Raw genomic sequence first — 19499 nt, forward strand, 5'->3', positions numbered from 1 at the left:
AAGACAACAAACTCAACGCCATGCGCGCAGCAAGCGCATGCCGTTGAACACCACCAGCAAGCTTGCCCCCATGTCGGCGAACACCGCCATCCACAATGTCGCTTCACCGGTCAAGGCGAGTATCAGGAATACTGCCTTGATGCCTAATGCCAGCGTAATGTTCTGCATCAGCACCGCATGCGTCCGTTTGCTCAGGCGGATGAAACCGGCAATCTTGCGCAGGTCGTCATCCATCAACGCCACATCGGCAGTTTCCAGCGCCGTGTCGCTACCCGCCGCACCCATCGCAAACCCGATATTGGCCTGCGCCAGCGCCGGCGCATCGTTGATGCCGTCACCCACCATGCCGACGTAGCCATGGCGCGCGCGCAGATCGTTGATGGCGTTGCGCTTGTCTTGCGGCAGCTGGTCGCCACGCGCATCGCTGATGCCAACCTGTTTTGCGATGGCTTGCGCGGTATGCGCATTGTCGCCGGTCAGCATCACTGCTTCCACGCCGATTTCCTGCAGCCCGGCAACGGCTTCTATCGCAATGTCGCGGATGGTGTCGGCGACCGCCAATATCAGCAATGGCTGCGATGCCGAAAATAGCACCACCGTAGTCTTGCCTTCGCTCTCCAGCGCCGACAGGCGCTCTTCCAGCTGCGGGCTGCAGATATTCATTTCATGCACCAGCCGATGATTGCCCAGATAGAATTGCTGGCCATCGATCACGCCCTGCACACCGCGCCCGGTCAGGGCTTCGAATCCACTCACATCAAGCAAGTTGCCGGCATTGCCGGACGCCTGCCAGTGGCTGGCCACCGCGCCCGACACCGGATGATCGGAATGACCAGCCAAGCTTGCCGCCAGGCGCTGTAGACGTAACAGCTCGGACTCTTCGCCGACAACTGCCGGCTGCACCAGTTGCACATCGGTGACGCGCGGCTTGCCCAGTGTCAGTGTGCCGGTCTTGTCCAGCGCCAGCGCCTTGATCTTGCGCCCCAGCTCCAGGTACACGCCGCCCTTGATCAATACGCCATGCCGGGCCGCTGCCGCCAGGCCGCTGACCACGGTCACCGGGGTTGAAATCACCAGCGCGCATGGGCAGGCAATCACCAGTAGCACCAGCGCCTTGTACAACCACGGATAAAACGGCAACCCCAGCAGCAGCGGCGGCATGATCGCCACCAACAGCGCCGCCAGCACCACCACCGGAATGTAATAGCGCGCGAACTGATCGACGAAGCGTTGCGTCGGCGCGCGCTCGCCCTGCGCCTGCTGCACGCTCTTGATGATGCGCGCCAGCGTCGAACTGCCTTGCAGGGCTGTGACGCGGTACGTGAACGAACCGCGCTCATTGATCGTGCCGGCAAACACCTGATCGCCGGCTTGCTTGGTCACCGGCATGCTCTCGCCGGTAATTGCCGCCTGGTTGATGGTGGTTTGGCCATCCGTCACCATTCCGTCGAGCGGTACGCGCGCACCTGGCTTGACGCGGATCAGCGCATCCAGCACCACCTCGGCGGTGGCGACTTCACGCCATTCGCCATCGGCACCTTGCACGCTGGCCAGGTCCGGCGCCATCGCCATCAAGCCTTTGATGGCATTGCGGGCGCGATCCAGCGATAGTGCTTCGATCATTTCCGCCAACGCGAACAGGAAGATCACCACCGCCGCTTCCGGCCACTGGCCGATGATAGCGGCGCCGATCACGGCCAGCGACATCAGGAAATTCATGTTGAGCGAGAAGTTGCGCAGCGCGATCCAACCCTTCTTCAGCGTATCCAGGCCACCCGTCAGGATCGCCGCCAGTGCCAGTCCGATGACCAGCCACGAGCTATCCTGGCCGCTGCTCCAGGCCACCACTTCGGCGGCGATGGCACTGATGCCGGAGACCGCCATCAACAGCCATTTTTTCTTCGATATCTTGAAGGCGCCATCGCCCAGGCCATCTGTCAGGCCGGTGGCGCCGGTCAGCGTGTCCGACTTGAGCGCTGGTTCCATGTCCAATGCTTTCAGCGTCGCGACGATTGCATCCACCGATGGCAAACGATGCTGGACCGTCAGTTCGCGCTGGATCAGGTTGAATTGCATGGCTTCGATACCGGCCATGCCCTTGAGGCGGTCGCGGATCAATTTTTCTTCAGTCGGGCAATCCATTTTCTGAATCAGGAACACCGCCTGTTCCGCACCTGCGGCCAACGCAGCCTCGAGTTCGGCATGGCCGCCGGCATCCGCTACCGGATGTTGATGCGCGTGCTCATGATCATGGTCATGGTCATGGTCATGAGCATGATCGTGGCCGTGCTGATGCTGGTCGTGATGATCGCGGTGGTCATGTTCGCAACGGGCCATATGGCTCTCCTTGATTCCGATATTAAAATTGCAATTTAAGTGTAATTTATTACTCCTTGCATATTTAAAACCCTGTAGCTACTATAAGGTCAAGGATTAATCTTCAAATCACTGAAGAAGGAGAAAACATGAGCACCAGCGCACTCAAAATCGGCGAATTGGCCAGCCATGCCGGCTGCCCGGTGGAAACCATCCGCTACTACGAGCGCGAGGGCTTGCTGCCGGCGGCGGCGCGTTCGCAAAGCAACTACCGCCTGTACGGCCAGGCGCATATCGAACGCCTGCAATTCATCCGCCACTGCCGTTCGCTCGACATGACATTGGACGAAGTGCGGCGGCTGTTGCAGTTCCGCGATTTACCGGAAGACAATTGCGCCGAAGTCAACACGCTGCTGGACCACCATATCGATCACGTGGCCAACCGCATCGCCGAATTGAAGGCCCTGCAAGCCCAGCTCAAGCAATTGCGCAAGCAATGCCAAAGAAGCCAGGCCGCCAAGGATTGCGGCATCCTGCAAGGACTGGCCAACATGGAGGACGACGCGCCGGCCAATCTTGGCAGCCATGGCGGCGGCGTCCACTGAGATGAATATTCACTCCGATGATCTGCGGATCTTTATCGCCGTGGTTGACTCCGGCACGCTCAGCGCGGCTGCCGAACAGCTGGGACAAACCACTTCCGGCCTGAGCCGCGCATTGACGCGACTGGAACAAAAGCTGGCAACTTCGCTGCTGACTCGCACCACGCGCCGCATGGAGCTGACTGAAGAAGGCCGGCTGTTCCTCGACAAGGCGCGCAGCATCATTGCAGCGATGGAAGAAGCAGAAGAAGCCATCCAGGTGCGCCACCAGCGACCATCGGGACGGTTGCGGGTAGATGCGTCGCCGCCGTTCATGCTGCATTGTGTGGTACCGCACATCGCAGAATTCCGCAGCAATTTCCCGGACATCACGCTGGAACTGACCAGCAACGACCAGAATATCGACCTACTGGAACATCGCACCGACATCGCGATCCGTCACGGCGCGCTGCAGGATTCGATGCTGCATGCGCGGCGTTTGGGAGCAAGCCAGCTACATATCGTCGCCAGCCCCGATTACCTGCGCAAACACGGCACGCCGGCCAGCGTGGAAGAACTGGCGCAACATCAACTGCTAGGCTTCACACAGCCGGAGTCGCTGAATATCTGGCCGCTGCGCCAGCAACAGGGTGAGAACCTGACCATCACGCCGACGCTGCTGGCATCCGGCGGCGAAACCCTGCGCCAGCTGGCGCTGCACGGCTTGGGGATCGCCTGCCTGTCGGCTTTCATGGTGCGCCAGGACATCGCCCAAGGAACGCTGATCGACATCCTGGGCAGCCACAACAACGGCTACCGCCAGCAGATTCACGCGGTGTATTACCGGAATACCCAACTGGCGCGGCGCATCAGCTGCTTCCTGGACTTCCTGCAACTGAAGCTCTGACGCGCAAGAACGACTGCGCGCAAAATGCTTCGCATCAGGGACGTGGCCGAGACGAAAACCCGTCCCTGTTGTCACTCTACAAACCGTGCCGATTTGCCGGCACCTTCAATTTGCCAAATCCATCAGGCGATCATCACCGCCATGTCAACGACGCGCCCACCCTCTCCGTTTCAGAAGTCTGGCCCATTTGTGTCGAGGCAAGGAGTGTTCCGACGCTAACCTGAACACTGTTTGCGAGACGACATCAACGATCAATGGCGACGCCGGCAGACAGGACTATTTCGGTCAGCAGGATTTCTTACGCGAAGGTGATGATTTGGCTTCCTCATTAAAAAACATAAGCCGCACCGCGGGTGTAGCGCTGGTGATGGCAATCTGCGCGACATCGGCCCGGGCAGAGCTGTTTGCTCATCCCGGCGCCTTGCATACGCAGGCCGATCTGCAACGCATGAAAGAAAAAGTCGGGGAAAACGCACAGCCTTGGCTCGATAGCTGGAATATCTTGCTCAAGAATCCTCATGCATCGCTAAATTGGAAACCGCGTCCGTTTGCGGTGGTTTATCGTGGCAAAGACGGCGAGAACCCGGAAAACTACAGCGCACTGTTCAACGATGCCGCCGCAGCTTATGCGCTTGCCTTGCGCTGGAAAATCAGCGGCGACGACGCCTATGCCGACAACGCTGTTGCCATCCTGGATGCATGGTCGGCAACACTGACCGGGATCGGCGGCAGCTCGGATAAATTCCTCGCATCAGGAATCTATGGCTATCAGTTGGCCAATGCAGCCGAGATCATGCGTACCTACAAAAAATGGCCGGAGAGCAGTTTCAACCGTTTCAAAACCATGATGCTGGATGTGTTCTATCCGATGAACCACGATTTCCTGGTCAGGCATAACGGCGCGAAAATAGATCACTACTGGGCTAACTGGGATCTGGCCAATATGGACTCGATGATCGCCATCGGCATACTTGCGGATCGGCCGGACATCTATCGGGAAGCCGTCGAGTACTTCAAACATGGCCAGGGCAATGGCGCCATCGATCATCTGGTGTGGAAAATCTATCCGGATGGTTTAGGGCAAACCCAGGAAAGCGGGCGCGACCAGGGTCACAATACGCTCAACGTCTCCCTGCTCGGCGCATTCTGCCAGATGGCCTGGAACCAGCATGACGATCTGTTCGGCTACGAAGACAACCGCGTCCTCAAAGGTATTGAGTACATTGCCAAATACAATCTGGGCTTTGATGTTCCATATACTCGCTACACCAATAGCGACGTGACGCAGGAAAACATCTCAGCTGCCGGGCGAGGCGATCCACGCCCTGCCTGGGAACTGTTTTACAACCATTACGCGGTATTGAAAAAACTCGACGCACCTTACACCAGCCAGTTTGCGGCCAAACTCCGCCCCGAGGGCGGCGGTGGCAACTACGGCCCGAATAGCGGCGGCTTTGACCAACTTGGCTACGGCACCCTGACATATACGCTGCGATAGGAATGCCGCACCAAGTGCTTGAAGAGGATTGATTGAATCAAGGTTTGCGGCGCCGGCACGATATCCATGCCGGCGCCGCAAACCTTTTACTTCGCCTGCGCCTGCTGCGCAATCCAGCCATCGATCTGTGCTTCCAGCATTTCCAGCGGCAAGGCGCCATTGTCGATCACTGCATTGTTGAAATAGCGCAGGTCGAACTTGTCGCCCAATTCGTGCTGCGCCTTTTCACGCAAGGCCTTGATCTTCAACTGGCCGATCTTGTAGCCCAGTGCCTGGCCCGGATCCATGATGTAGCGATCGATCTCGACCTGGTTGTCATGTGGCGGATTGGCGGTATTCACGTTCATGTAGTCGATCGCTTGCTGCCGCGTCCAACCCAACGCATGGATGCCGGTATCGACCACCAGGCGCGCAGCGCGAAACAGTTCATCGTTGAGGTGACCGAACTTCGAATATGGATCGGTATAGAAACCCATTTCGCCGCCCAAACTCTCCGCATACAACGCCCAGCCTTCGCCGAACGCGACGTACCAGCCGAAGCGGCGGAAATTCGGCAAGCCCTTGATTTCCTGCGCACGCGCAGTTTGCAGGTGATGGCCTGGAATCGATTCGTGCAAGGTCAGCGTCTCCATTTCCCACTTTGGACGCGAATCCAGCTTCGACAGGTTGGCGACAAAATAACCGGGCCGCGAACCGTCCGGCGTGCCCGGCTCATAATAGGCGCCCGCCTGGTTTTCCGCTCCCACTTCCGGCACCGGCTTGACATCCACCGGTGCACGCGGGATATCGGCAAAGAAGCGCGGCAGCTGCGCCGCCGATTGCTTGATGATGGCCTTGTAACCGGCCAGCAGGTCTTCCGGCTTGGTGTAGTAGAAGCGCGGATCGGTATTCAGGAAAGTGATGAACTCGGCGAACGTACCCTTGAAGCCGGTCTGCCGCATCACCTGCTGCATCTCGCCCTGGATGCGCGCCACTTCCTGCAAGCCGATCTGATGGATTTCCTGCGGCGTCATGTTGGTGGTGGTGTTTTCGCGTACCTTGTAAGCATAGTACGCCGCGCCGCCCGGCAGGCTGGAAGCAGCGATGCTGTCGCGGCAGGCCGGCAGGTAGCTGGTGCGGATATAGGCTTCCAGTTTGTTGATCGCCGGCGCCACGCTGTGCTGCAGAAGTTGTTTACCTTCACGCGCCAGGCTGGTGCGCTGCGCCGGCGCAATCGTCGCCGGCATGTCGGCGAACGGCGCCGCCAGCGGGCTGCTGTCGATCTTGGCGACAAACTCCTGGAGCTGCCCTGGCACCACGCTCATGGTGACCTTCGGCGCCACCCAACCGGATGCGACGCCCTGCTGCAACTGAGCAATCACACCATCAACATACTTTGGCAGCGCCCGCAGGCGGCCCAGGTAATTGCGATAATCCTTGGCGTTGTTAAACGGCGTTTGCGCCACCAGTTGCGGGAAATCGAACTGGACACCGCTCAGTTGCGAAATCGGCTCCGCGTTGTACGGATAGAATTTCGCGGCCTCGATATTCTTCTTTTTTTCATAGACGAACAGATCATAGGAAAGCAGCTCCTGGCCGCTCAGCTTGCTGCGGTCGATCTGCTTGGCTTGCGCCAGCATCTGCTCCTGATGGGTATTGGCGGTCAGGCTGGCCGCCAGCGACGAATCGGACAAACGGTCGTTGTAGCGATTATCGCCAACAGCGGTAGCAAACTCGGGCGAGTTGCGCATGCTCCACTGCCAGTCGCTGTCGAATAGTGTGTTGAGTTGTTGTTGCGGGGTGGCGGCATGGCTGAACGGCGCCACCAGGAAGGCAAAAAGGAAAAGAATTTTACGCATTACGTCTCCGAAAATTAGCCTGCCATTCTAGCAAACAAAGACGTAATTATTTCCCTCTGGAAAACGTAAAGCCACGATTGCCCACTCGGTCGGCGGGCGCTCATGCAGGTTGGATAGAGATAGTTTTATGCGACGATAAACTCATCAACCTGACACGCCGGCATGACCCTGTTCCGACCAGCATTTTTTGCCGCATAAAGCTGTTGGTCGGCGCGCGCAATCAAGGACTCCAGATTGTCATCGTCTTCAAGGTCTACCACACCGAAGCTGGCGGTAATCTTCAGTACGACGCCGTCATCAAGCTGGAACAGATGCGCGTCAATGGCCGCCCGCAACTTCTCCGCAACCGCAATCCCCTGCGACAAATCGATCTCTGGCAGCAGCAATAAAAACTCTTCGCCACCGTAACGCGACACAAGATCCACTTTACGCCGCTCGTGACGGCACAGCTCCGCCACATTGCACAACACCAGGTCACCGGCCTGATGGCCGTGCACGTCGTTGACTGCCTTGAAATGGTCCACGTCCATCAGGATCGCCACCATTTTCCGCTGATATCGGCGCGCGATGCCGAGCTGCTGTTCACCTTGTGCAAAAAATGCGCGGCGGTTCAGCAGCCCAGTGAGGAAATCAGTGTCGGACGAGGCGCGCAGTCGGATGATCAGCTCTTCCCTTTCTCTTTCGAGTCGGATTTTATCCAGGCTATGCGCCTTGAGCACGCGAACTGCGCGCAGCATATCGCCGATTTCGTCGCCATAACGGTGTTCCGGAATGGCCACAGTGAAGCGTTCGTTGGCGAACGATACGAACAGATCGGTGGCATCCAGGATAGGACGCAGGACGCGCTGCCGGATCAGCCGGATCAGCATCACGAACACACCGACGGCGATGAATCCCAGGCACACGGTCGTCAGCAGAAGATAACCCGCCCGCCGGTTGCGTGATTCCGCTTCTTCGATCAGTTCCGCCACGATCAACTCCCGTAACTGTGGAATCGAAGCCATCATCGGCACGTAACGGCTGGCGACATCGCCCGAACTCAAACCGTAGTTCCCGGAGGTTCGGCCGGCGGCAAAGAGCCCGTTCAGGAAGTCGACGCCGTCGCCGAAATAGTGCGTGCGGATATTGTCCAATGCGACCTTGAACGCCGGATTTATATGATAGCTACGCAATTCCAGGTCGATCACCGAAAACAACTGATCGGCTTTCCCGGTCAAACTGGCAAAGGCGTAGATCTCCTGCGGCGTCAACGGCCGCCTGGCGATCACCGGCGCCGTAAACGTGGAGCCAAGCTGGCCGGCGATATCACGCAACCTGGAGCTCAGCTGGGCACTTTCCACGCCATCGTGAAATTGCGGATCGGCTCGTATCACGCGACTGGACAGGCTGCCGATGGTTGAAGAAAAAATCTCGACCGTGGCCACCATCATTTCAACCGAGACGCTGACGGCATCGGCATCACGCTCCGATTTTTTCTTGGCTGCCAGCAGATCGACTTGCTTGCGCGCCAATGCAAGGTTTAGTTTGGTTGCCTTGATGTTCGCGATGATCGGATCAAACGATGGATCCGATTGCGCACGCATGGCTTGCAACAACGAAGAGAGGGATTGATTGGTAGCGGCACGGGCTTGCTGCAGCTTGATCCGGGCATCGGCGGAGTCATCCAGCCTTTGCCCAAGCAATATATTATTCGGGCCGCGCTCGGCAGACAGTTTCTCCTCCACTTGCAAAGCAAGCGAGAAATTCTTGATTGCCGGGAGACTTTCCTTGCTGCGTTGATACACCGCCCATTCGCTGTCCACGATCTTGCCGATCAAGGTCAGGAACAGCGCCATCAGCAATATGGAAATAAGTCCAAATAAACGATTTAGTGACATACAAAAAATTAAACATGAATGTTACGCATAGTAATTAATAGTTATTAACTGTTAATACTATCAATTCAATAGTTTATTTATATTTGTCACGATCCTATCACAAATCGTTATGGCCAAAAGTCGCGTTGTCGGCTGCGTTATTCAGCGGCGGATTTCAGTGTTCCAGCGCCGGTTTTATTCGGTTCCCAGGCTCACCTGCCGCGTCATCAAGCCATGCATGTCCAGCACATCGCGATAGAGTCTTGCATAGCTCTCGCCCATCACCCTGGCGGTGAACAGCTTCTGATAACGGGCGTGGGCGCGGGTGCCCATGGTGGCCGCCAGTACCGGGTCATCCCACAACTGGCGCATCGCTGCCCTGAACGCATCCGGATCGCTCGGCGGCACCACCAGCCCGGTTTCGCCGTGATTATTGATATAGCTTGTACCGGTGCCGATCTCGCTGGAGATCATCGGCTTGCCGTACATTGCGCCTTCCAGCAACGAAATGCCGAACGCTTCCGAGCGCAGGTGCGACGGGAAAACCAGCGCGTAGCACAGCTGCAGTAACGCCACCTTATCTTCATCGTCAACGATGCCAAGGAAAATCACATTGTTCAGGCCCAGTTCACGTACGCGCTGCCGCAACTCTCTCTCGATCGGCCCAGCTCCGACGATTACAATCGGATAATCTGTACCGCGTGCCGCATCCAGCAGGATATGTAGTCCTTTGTAATAGCGGATCGCCCCGACAAACAAGAAAAAACGTTCACCAATCCGTTTCTTCCACTCTGCTGTTTTAGTCGCAGAGGGGGACGGATAGTTGCTTTTATCGAGACCGATAGGGATAACCTGCGTTTTATCCCTATATTCTGCCAACACCGAGCTGGTTTGCAGATAATTCGGTGAAGTGGCGACGATCGCATCAACGCTGTTCAAGAACCTCCGCATCAAAGGACGATACAGCTGCAACAGAATCTTATAACGCACGATGTCGGAGTGATAGGTAACGACACTCGGCTTGTTCATTCGCGTAACGAAATGCGCGAGGTCCATGAACGGCCACGGAAAATGGTAGTGCACGACATCTGCATCGGTGGCAAGTTCAGAAAAGCGTTTCAGAGCAGCGAGTGAAAATCCGGTGGAGGCAATTTGCAAATCGAGCTTGACGCGATGCACCATGTGGCCCTCGTACAACAACTCGGCCGGTTCAGGAGAGTCGCTGAGCGTCAGCACTTCACTTTCAATGCCGCTTGCGGGTGAACATTTGCACAACTGATAAATGGTTTGCGCTATCCCGCCATACGATTCCGATTGATAAGTTTTGTAAAAATGAAGAACCCGCATTGCTCACTCTTTCATGTCTAATCTGCCTCCAACCCTTATGCATCAAGGGGAGCGAGGCAATTTTTCGTTGTTGCAGACTGCCGGTCTCTGGCGGCAATCAAGATATTACCGGGCTGCCGACTCAACTGCTGGCTGCCTGCCGATAAACCTCAGTAGTAATAGTTGCACATTTGGCCCAGGAAAATTCGAGAGATTGTTCCAAACCCGCCGCGCGATGCTCCGCCCAAGCCTGGTCGTCTTCAATCATGCGCTGCATCTTCTGCGCTAGCCCGATGTCATCCCTAGGATCGACATAGGTAGCGGCAGCCCCCGCCACTTCCGGCAAGCTGGCACTGGAAGAAGCAATTACCGGTGTGCCGCTGGCCATTGCCTCAAGCACCGGTAAGCCAAATCCCTCATACCACGACGGAAATACCAGGAACCTGGCGGCTGCCGTCACACAAGCCAGGTCCTGCTGATCCAGGTAACCAGCCAGGCGTACATGCCCAGCACTGACGGCCTCGGACAGTGCGTCACTGAATTCACCGGCTTGCCAGCCCGGCATGCCGACCACCAGCAGCGGAAAGCGCGCCCTCAGCGCCGCCGGCAAACGGGCATGCGCACGCAGGGTCAGCAATAAATTCTTGCGCGGCTCGAGCGTACCGACCGCCAGGATGAAGCGGCGATACGTCAGGCCCATGGCCTGCAGGCGTGCGGCCAGCTGGTCCGCACTCCTCGGCTGGAAAATCGATGAACAGCCCAACGGCGCCACCACTACCTTGTCATGAGATAAACCGAATTGCTGCCGGACTTCCTTGCCGATGAATTCCGAATCGACCAGGATGCGGCTGGCGCGCGTTAACGCCGACGGCAGGCGCCTTTCGATTTCCCTCAGACGATCCTGCGGTTGCGTTTGCGGATAGTGAATATGCGTCAGGTCATGCAAGGTCATCACCATCGGCCCGTCAAAATCGAGCGGCCACAAGGTGGGTTCGTGATACACGTCGGGACGGATCTTGCGTACACCGCGGTTGAAGCAGCCCTGCTCGACCGCCCTGCGCGCACTATAAGCCCAGGGCAGCACCCGCTTGACCGCTCCCGCCCAGCTCGAATAACCGGGCATTGGCGCAGTCGCCAATGTATCTTGCCAACGCAGACCATAGAAATATTCCAGCCGCAAGCCGGGATCCTGTTGCAACGCCTGCGCCAGCTCAGCGACATAGTTGCCGATGCCGGTGCGCGGCGCCAGTAGCGCCTTGCTATTGAGGGCAACGTTCAGGTTCATCAGCGCCGCTTTGCGAATGCGTTTCTACTTCTTTTTCTGCTTCCTTTTGTGCGTCTTTGTGTGCCTGCTTTTGTACTTCTACATGATGCAGGATACGTTGCACCAACTGACGCGTTGAGTTTTCCCAATTGAGCCATGACCAATCGGCCATATGACGCGCCGCCGGAAAAGCACCGCTCTCTTCGAACTGTCGAACCTGGTTGCTCAGGGACTCAGGCCGCGCCAAATCAAAGTAGCTGATATATTCGCCGCCGATTTCATGGAATACCGGAATATTGCTGGCCATCACCGGCAAACCGCGCTGCATGGCCTCGACCAGCGGCAAACCGAAGCCTTCGACAAACGACGGGAACACTAGGGCTTTTGCGTGGCTGTAGGAATACTCCAGTTCGACGTCGCTGAGATCGTTGAACATGAACAGGCGCCGCTTCAGTTCCGCATGGCTTCGGACACGCTCGATCAACTGTTCATTCTTCCAGCCGATACGCCCGATAAAACACAATACGATATCGCTGCCGTTCGCCCAAAGCTGCTCAAAGGCGTCCAACAGGTAAACATGGTTTTTGCGCGGTTCGATGGTGCTGACCATCAAGTAGACCGAACGGCCAGATGCAAATAATTTCTGCACCGCAGGACGTACCGCTTTGTTCGATTCAACCAAATCCAGCTCGGAACCAAGATGAAAGAAATCAAACCAGCGCCGATCTGCCTTGTCGCTACCCAATCGGCGCTGCACCTCGTCTCGCACCTGATCTCTGATCGTACTCGAAATGGCGATGAAGCCGTTTGCCGTATTGGCAATCCATTCGAACCAGCGGTCAAATACCTGCACCAGCGAGTTGTCGCAAAACTGTGGATGCGTCATCGGAATCAGGTCGTAGATCACCGACACCACCGGCAGTCCTTGCTGCTGCAATTTCTCGACTAGCGGGAAAAAATCGGTATGCCATGATGAATCCAGCAGCACCAGAATATCGCTGCCATGAAACTCCAATTCGGCGGCGCGTGACTGATCTTCGATTTTCTTCAGAAACCATTCAACCAACATCCGTGGCAGTACGAAAGACAGGCTGCACACATGAAACACCAGATTCGTGGCCCTGCGCACAAAGCGATAGGCATTCCACGGCCACAAACGCATAAGGCGCGAATTCAGCCACCAGTAGCGATGTCGTATCTGTATCAATTTATGCGCCACCTTATTCGCCCATTCCTCCAGCGTTCGATGCGCGCGGCCGGGCCAGCCATCCGCATACTTCGGCGTCAGCTGCTTAACCTCAAGTATCTTGCCCTGCTTGAATATGATGGGAATGCAAACAACTTCATCCTGCACGGATGGAAAATGGTTGACGATGTTGCGGACGACACGCTGTATCCCGGTGTTCAGTTCCGGATGATTAAATACAAAGGTGCAGTCGACCAAGAGTCTGGTCATGGCGTCACTCCGTCGATATCAGAATTTACGTGTTGCTGGGAACGCTCGACATCCATCACTGCGTCCAGGAACGCACAACCGACAAAATCGGGATGCCGCGTATTGACCACATGGAAGATCACGCTGTAGTCGCGCCACTCATAGTTGGTGTCGAGGTGGGAATCCAGGCGCGACAGGGAAATCGCCACGGAATAATTGCCCTTGCCCAGGTTCATCGGAAAGCGGCAACGATATACCAGCTCTTCGCCGGGCAGCAAATCGGTCTGCGGTATGCCGAGCCGATGCGTGTTGATGCCGAAGATCGACTGCCCGAGCTTGTCCTTGATCATGTAGCCCAACACAAGACGTTCAACCGGCCGATTGATCTGCACCCGGATTTCCAGCGTCACATGGCTGCCGACCTCGACCACGTCCAGTTTCCTGCCGTCGTCATCCAGCAGCGTGACGTCGGCAATGCTGGCTTCGCCGGTGCCGGAAATGGTGCGCAGGCGGCCATCCGGCAGGCGCTCCTGGCGCACGGTTTGTCGTTCGCGCTCGGCCAGCATGGCGTTGTAATAATCCATGACTTCAACCGGATCGCCCTGCATTTCAAGACGCCCGCGATTGAGCAGGATGGCGCGGTCGCAAATGGTCTGTATCGCATAACGGTCGTGCGAGACGATCAGCAAGGTCGTGCCGGCGCGACGGAATTCCCGGATCCGTTCAAAACTCTTGTGCTGGAAATAGGCGTCGCCGACTGACAAGGCCTCGTCGACAATCAGCACATCTGGCCGGCTCGCCGTCGCCACGCTGAACGCCAGCCGCATCTGCATGCCGCTGGAGTAGGTCCGCACCGGCTGGTCCATGTATTCACCGATTTCGGCAAAAGCTTCGATAGCCGGCATCAGCGCCTCGATCTCGACGCTGCTCAAGCCTTGCAACTGGCCAGCCATGAAGGCGTTCTGGCGCCCGGTGAAATCTGCGTGAAAGCCCATCCCGAGTTCCAGCAGCGCCGCTACCCGGCCCTGGATGTCAATGCTGCCGGCGCTGGCCTGGCTGGTTCCGGCAATCACTTTCAGCAACGTGCTCTTGCCGGCGCCGTTGATGCCGACAATGCCCACCGCTTCACCTGCCGCCAGTTCGAAATCGATATCCTGCAGCACCCAATGCAATTGATGCCGCGGCTTGGCAAACGGCAGCACCCATTCAGCCAGGCGCGACCAGCGGCCGCCGTATGACTTGTAGGCCTTGCCTAAACCTTTTACGTTGACCTTACCCATCAGAGTTCATCCACCATTTCACCTGCATGCCTGCGGAACAGTTGCAGGCCGAACCAGCACAGCGCCAGGCTGATCAGCGTCACCGGCAGCAGGCTGCTCCAATCCGGCCACGTACCACTGACAAAAATACCTTGATAGGCGAGGATCAGCGACGCCATCGGATTCAACTTGAGCAAGGTCTGGATCTTCCCCGGCAGGGTCGAGACCGTGTACACGATCGGCGTGAACCAGAACCAGAATTGCAGCACGATACCGAACAGTTGGCCGATATCGCGAAAGAACACGTTCAGCACACCGAGGATGATGCCGAGCCCGATCGAAAACAATATCTGGATCAGCAGCACCGGCACGATGGCAAAGAACACCCAGCCCGGAAAATTGCCGGACAATATCAGGAAGCAAAGAAACAAGCCGAAGATGATGGCGAAATTCAAGCTCGCGTTGAGCACCGTAATGATCGGCAGGCAGATGCGCGGGAAACTCAATTTCTTGATCAGGTTGCCGTTCTCCAGGAAAACGGTTTGCATGCGCGACACGACTTCGGTAAAGAATCCCCAGGTCAGCAAGCCGGCGCAAAGGTAAATGCCGTAGGCAAACTGGCTGCTGGCGTTAGGCAGGCGGGCGTGCATCAGCTGTGAAAAAATCACTGTATAGACGACAATCATCGCCAGCGGATTCAGCACCATCCAGGCTGCTCCCAGCATCGAGTTGCGATAGCGCGCCTGGAACTCGCGGCGCACGCTGCCGGCGACAAATCCACGGTAACGCCACAACGAGCGAACGGCGTTTTGCAACCCTGTCTGGATACCCGTCTGCTGCATTACTTGCACCTACCGTACTTGTCATCAAAACGCACAATGTCATCTTCACCCAGATAGGCACCACTCTGAACCTCAATCATGACAAGTTCCAGCATCCCGGGATTTTCCAGGCGATGCTTGCTGCCGGCCGGGATATAAGTGGATTCGTTGGTGTTAACGTAGATTTCCCTGTCGCCATTGACCACCTTCGCCATTCCATGCACCACCACCCAATGTTCGCTGCGGTGATGATGCATTTGCAGCGACAGCGATGCGCCCTGCTTGACAACGATACGTTTGATCTTGAAGTTTGGCCCCTGCTCCAGCAGCGTGTAGCTACCCCAAGGACGGAACACTGTGCGGTGCAATTTGTAGGTATCGTGTTCACTGCTCTTGAGTTGCTGTACCACCTTCTTCACGTTCTGCACATGATCCGGATGCGCGATTAGCAATGCATCCGGCGTATCGACCACGATCAGGTTATTGACGCCGACCGTTGCTACCAGTCGCTGCTCCGAGTAAATATAATTATTCCGACTGTCTATTAGCACCGCTTCGCCCAGTACACGGTTGTCCTGAGCATCCGGCTCGACCAGCTGCCGTAGCGCCCCCCAGGAACCGATATCATTCCAGTCAAAGCCGGCCGGGATCACTGCCACCCGGTCAGAGCGTTCCATCACTGCATAATCGATCGAAATGTCCGGCATTGCCATGAAACTCTTGTTATCCAATTCCTGTAACAGTACGCCGGCCGACGGACTGGCGGGGCTGGCCTCAACGCAAGCCGCTGCCAACGCCAAGATATCTGGTGCATGCTTCTCCAATTCACTGAGAAAAGTCGATACCGCGAAACAGAAAATTCCCGCATTCCAAAGATGTTTGCCGCTAGCCACAAAAGCAGCGGCCCTTTCCGCATCAGGCTTTTCAATGAAACGTTTGACTTGAGCCGCGCCTTCGCCATCGATCTCCGTACCGCACTCGATATAACCGTAACCGGTTTCCGGTACCAACGGACGCACGCCGAATGTCACCAAGTAGCCTTGCTTGGCTACCTCGATGGCATGCCTGACCGCTTCTGTAAAACAGTCGACGTCCTTGATCAGGTGATCCGCCGGCATCACCACCATGACGGTGTTATCACCATGCAATGCACGCAGCGACAGCGCAGCCACAGCAATTGCCGGCGCCGTATTGCGGCCTGATGGCTCTAGAATGAAATGCGGCCGATGCTGGCAACTGAGATCGGCCGAAATGAATTCGTCTTTGCTCTGAAAATAGTAATCGCGATTGGTGACACTCAGTATATCGCCGCGAATTCCCAACTGCGCCACTCTCTGATAGGTTTTTTGCAGCAAGCTCTTACCATCAGGCAGTTTGATGAAGGGCTTCGGATGGCCTTCGCGTGAGACTGGCCACAAGCGGGTTCCAGCGCCGCCTGAAAGCACCACCGGAACAACTACTGCAGTCGACGTCAATGGGTGGTCTAGTTCTGGAGTACGCATTTTTTATCTCCCTTATTCTTTACCGACACGACGTATATCCGCATCGACCATTTTCCGGACCAATTCATCAAGGTCGGTCCTTGGGTTCCAACCTAGCTTGGCGTGAGCCTTTGCGGGATTACCAAGCAACACGTCGACTTCGGCCGGCCGGAAGAACTGTTGATCGATCACCAGGTAATCTTCATAGTTCAAATCCAAATAGGAAAAAGCAATGCGACACATGTCGCGCACGCTGGTGGTGACGCCGGTGGCAATCACGTAGTCATCGGCCTTCGCCTGTTGCAGCATCAACCACATGGCTTCAACATAATCACCAGCAAACCCCCAATCCCGCTTGGCATCAATGTTCCCTAGTCGGAGCTCTCGTTGCTTGCCGAGTTTGATGCGAGCAGCAGCATCGGTCACCTTGCGCGTCACGAATTCAATGCCTCGCAGTGGGGATTCATGATTAAACAAGATACCGCTCGACGCGTGCAAACCGAAACTTTCACGGTAATTGACTGTAATCCAATGGCCATACAGTTTGGCCACGCCATATGGGCTACGCGGGTAAAACGGTGTATTTTCGTCCTGGCGCTCTGCCTGAATAAGGCCGAACATCTCACTGGTTGAAGCCTGGTAAAAACGAGCCTCTGGTCTGAATTGACGAATCGCCTCCAGCATGTGAGTCACGCCCAATCCGTCAACCATCCCAGTCACGACGGGTTGATTCCAGGAGGTGCCAACGAAACTTTGTGCTCCCAAATTGTAGACTTCATCCGGACGCGCCTGGCACACGGCGCGGATCGTCGAAGTGGCGTCGGCGAGATCGCCTTCAATGAAATGCAGTTGTTCAACAATGCCAAGTTCACGCAAACGCCACAACGTGTCGCTACTGCGGCGCGCCAGTAAACCATAAACCTTATAGCCTTTATCAAGCAGCAACTTGGCAAGGTAGGCGCCATCCTGTCCGGTCACACCGGTAATCAGTGCAGTTTTTGTCATCGCTATTTATCTCCACCTATTTTATTTCTGATCATTACACGCATATCGGCAACTCACTGCGCAGCATTCTCTGCTGCCACGCGGGCATCCCAGTCGGCCAGGACAGCGAGCAATGTAGGCTGCATTGAGATGCCCGGCTTCCAGCCAGTTGCCAACTCAATCTTCTGGTTGCAGCCCTTCACTCTCCGCAAATCCGACAGGCGCATGCGTGCCGGGTCTTGTTCAATCGTGGCATCTATTTCAGTCAGGTACAGCATGCTGGCAATCATGTCGCGGATCAGATACTCCTTGCCCGAGCAGACGTTATAAACCTCGCCACTTTGCCCTTTCTCCAGCAATGCCAGGTATGCGGAAATGACATCCTCGACATCAAGAAAATCACGACTCACGTCGATATCGCCGACCAGTATGCGGCGCTCCTGCAGACCAAGTTTGATGCGTGCCATTTGACGCGCTACGCTGGAAATCACGAAATCCTCGCGCTGTCCCGGACCAATATGGTTGAATGGTCGCGCCACCATAATGCGCCAAGGCAGGTTACAACTCCATTGATAGCACAGCAATTCAGCCGCCGCCTTGCTGACTGCATAGGGATTCTGCGGGCGCGGCACTTGTAGTTCCGTTATCGGCAACAGCGCCGGGTCCACGCGGCCATAGACATCACCCGAGCTGACGTACAAGAAGCTGCCGTTGAACCCGTTGCGTTGCAACGATTGCAGCAGCTTCAACGTTCCCAGCAGATTGACATCCAGAGTATGTTCCGGGTCGCGAAACGCCTCCGGGATGAAGGTCTGACCGGCGAGATGAATTACCGCATCCGGCTTCGCATTGCTCAGTACACGATCCAGCGAATCGGCATCCAGGAGATCATATTCTCTCTCGGCGCTCACCAGTTCCCAACCATGCTGGGCGACCACATGCGCACGCAGGCGGTCGAATGCACGGCCGACAAATCCAGATTCTCCGGTAATAAATAGTCGTCTCATTTGCTTATCCTTTACCATGATCTTTCCTCCACACGGAAAACCATGGTGACATATCGCTCGTTCTGCATTACTGCTTTCCAGGCTTGCGGGCGATGATGACCTGGCATTTCGGCATCAGGTCATTCATGCTTTTCCTGACCTGATTGCCTTGCGGACTGTCCAGCAAGGCTTCCCAAGTCCGCGTCCAGCTATTCAACAATGGGTGCTGCGGATTCGACAGATCGACCTTGCAAACCCAAAAAAACAGCCACCAGAGCGACCAGTAAAAGCCATACGAACCTTGGCGTTCGATGACCAGGCCGGCATCGGTCACCAGTTTTGCAAATTCATCGCGCTGGATGATCCGCACATGATTCGGTTTCTGGAAATACACCTCCGGCGCCAGGCCCACCTGCAATTGTTCCGCCACCGGATCGGGCACCGTCAACAAATACTGCGCGCCCGGCTTGCCGATGCGCGCCAGCTCGCGCAGGAACTGCGCCGGATCGTCGACATGCTCCATCACTTCCATCGAAATGATCCGGCTTGCAATGCCGTCTTCCAGCAACAAGGGATTGGCGTCACTCACCACGCCCTGCACCAGTCTTGCCGGCGTATCGGCAAGGCGCTGCACGCTTGCGGCAACCTTGGCTGCATCAATATCAGCAACGATCACATGGGCGCCGCGATTGGCGCAGAACAAGGCGCAACCGCCTTCGCCGCAGCCAACGTCAACCACCACATCGTCCACTCCGATTGCGAAACCTTCATATAGTTCGCCGCTCTCGACCCGATACCAACCGTCGAAGCCGGCATCTTTCAGGCCGATATCGAAATGGTTGACTTCCGGCAGAGCCGCAGGCGATGCAAGCGACGACTGCGGCATCACCGTTGCCGGACCGATTGCCGGCCTGCCGCCGAATAATTTGCTGATCAACTTGCGCATG

The 19499-nt window shown here is 56.4% G+C and carries 15 protein-coding genes; 3 read left to right on the top strand and 12 right to left on the bottom strand.

Going from position 1 to position 19499, the window contains the following annotated elements:
* Positions 1–12: 12 nt before the first annotated feature.
* Positions 13–2337: a heavy metal translocating P-type ATPase gene (locus ACIPF8_RS12065; RefSeq protein WP_400421183.1), complete on the bottom strand. Its 2325-nt coding sequence runs from the start codon at positions 2335–2337 to the stop codon at positions 13–15.
* Positions 2338–2465: 128 nt separating this feature from the next.
* Between ACIPF8_RS12065 and cadR the strand changes: the two genes are divergently transcribed.
* The 3 genes from cadR to ACIPF8_RS12080 all read left to right on the top strand — a co-directional run bounded on the left by cadR (position 2466) and on the right by ACIPF8_RS12080 (position 5302).
* Positions 2466–2921, top strand: coding sequence for a Cd(II)/Pb(II)-responsive transcriptional regulator (cadR, locus tag ACIPF8_RS12070; RefSeq protein WP_400421185.1), 456 nt, complete (start codon positions 2466–2468; stop codon positions 2919–2921).
* Position 2922: 1 nt separating this feature from the next.
* The gene (locus ACIPF8_RS12075) at positions 2923–3804 is read left to right on the top strand and encodes a LysR substrate-binding domain-containing protein (RefSeq protein WP_400421187.1); all 882 of its coding nucleotides are present in this window, start codon (positions 2923–2925) and stop codon (positions 3802–3804) included.
* Between the two features lie 316 nt (positions 3805–4120).
* Entirely contained in the window at positions 4121–5302 is a 1182-nt protein-coding gene (locus ACIPF8_RS12080; RefSeq protein ID WP_400421188.1) for an alginate lyase family protein, read from the top strand.
* Positions 5303–5388: 86 nt separating this feature from the next.
* On the opposite strand, the gene ACIPF8_RS12085 is transcribed toward ACIPF8_RS12080, so the two are convergent.
* From ACIPF8_RS12085 to ACIPF8_RS12135, 11 genes are all read right to left on the bottom strand, one after another.
* Positions 5389–7140: a DUF885 domain-containing protein gene (locus ACIPF8_RS12085; protein ID WP_400421190.1), complete on the bottom strand. Its 1752-nt coding sequence runs from the start codon at positions 7138–7140 to the stop codon at positions 5389–5391.
* Between the two features lie 125 nt (positions 7141–7265).
* Positions 7266–9017 carry a GGDEF domain-containing protein gene (locus tag ACIPF8_RS12090; RefSeq protein ID WP_400421192.1) on the bottom strand — a complete coding sequence of 584 codons (1752 nt, stop codon included), beginning with the start codon at positions 9015–9017 and terminating at the stop codon, positions 7266–7268.
* A gap of 174 nt (positions 9018–9191) precedes the next feature.
* Entirely contained in the window at positions 9192–10343 is a 1152-nt protein-coding gene (locus tag ACIPF8_RS12095) for a glycosyltransferase family 4 protein (RefSeq protein WP_400421193.1), read from the bottom strand.
* Between the two features lie 121 nt (positions 10344–10464).
* Entirely contained in the window at positions 10465–11607 is a 1143-nt protein-coding gene (locus tag ACIPF8_RS12100) for a glycosyltransferase family 4 protein (RefSeq protein ID WP_400421195.1), read from the bottom strand.
* Complete coding sequence (locus ACIPF8_RS12105; protein ID WP_400421196.1) at positions 11582–13042, bottom strand: glycosyltransferase family 4 protein; 1461 nt, start codon at positions 13040–13042, stop codon at positions 11582–11584. The genes ACIPF8_RS12100 and ACIPF8_RS12105 overlap by 26 nt, the downstream gene beginning before the upstream one ends.
* A complete protein-coding gene (locus ACIPF8_RS12110) occupies positions 13039–14301 on the bottom strand; it encodes an ABC transporter ATP-binding protein (protein WP_400421198.1) in 1263 nt (420 codons plus the stop codon). The genes ACIPF8_RS12105 and ACIPF8_RS12110 overlap by 4 nt, the downstream gene beginning before the upstream one ends.
* Positions 14301–15122: an ABC transporter permease gene (locus ACIPF8_RS12115; RefSeq protein ID WP_400421200.1), complete on the bottom strand. Its 822-nt coding sequence runs from the start codon at positions 15120–15122 to the stop codon at positions 14301–14303. Before ACIPF8_RS12115 ends, ACIPF8_RS12110 begins: the two co-directional genes overlap by 1 nt.
* Positions 15122–16603: a mannose-1-phosphate guanylyltransferase/mannose-6-phosphate isomerase gene (locus ACIPF8_RS12120; protein ID WP_400421201.1), complete on the bottom strand. Its 1482-nt coding sequence runs from the start codon at positions 16601–16603 to the stop codon at positions 15122–15124. The genes ACIPF8_RS12115 and ACIPF8_RS12120 overlap by 1 nt, the downstream gene beginning before the upstream one ends.
* A gap of 12 nt (positions 16604–16615) precedes the next feature.
* A complete protein-coding gene (locus tag ACIPF8_RS12125) occupies positions 16616–17587 on the bottom strand; it encodes a GDP-mannose 4,6-dehydratase (protein WP_400421203.1) in 972 nt (323 codons plus the stop codon).
* A gap of 53 nt (positions 17588–17640) precedes the next feature.
* Complete coding sequence (locus ACIPF8_RS12130) at positions 17641–18573, bottom strand: GDP-mannose 4,6-dehydratase (RefSeq protein ID WP_400421204.1); 933 nt, start codon at positions 18571–18573, stop codon at positions 17641–17643.
* Between the two features lie 67 nt (positions 18574–18640).
* Entirely contained in the window at positions 18641–19498 is an 858-nt protein-coding gene (locus ACIPF8_RS12135) for a class I SAM-dependent methyltransferase (RefSeq protein ID WP_400421206.1), read from the bottom strand.
* Between the last annotated feature and the right edge of the window lies 1 nt (position 19499).

The organism is Collimonas sp. NPDC087041, from assembly GCF_044745265.1.
Classification (GTDB): domain Bacteria; phylum Pseudomonadota; class Gammaproteobacteria; order Burkholderiales; family Burkholderiaceae_D; genus Collimonas.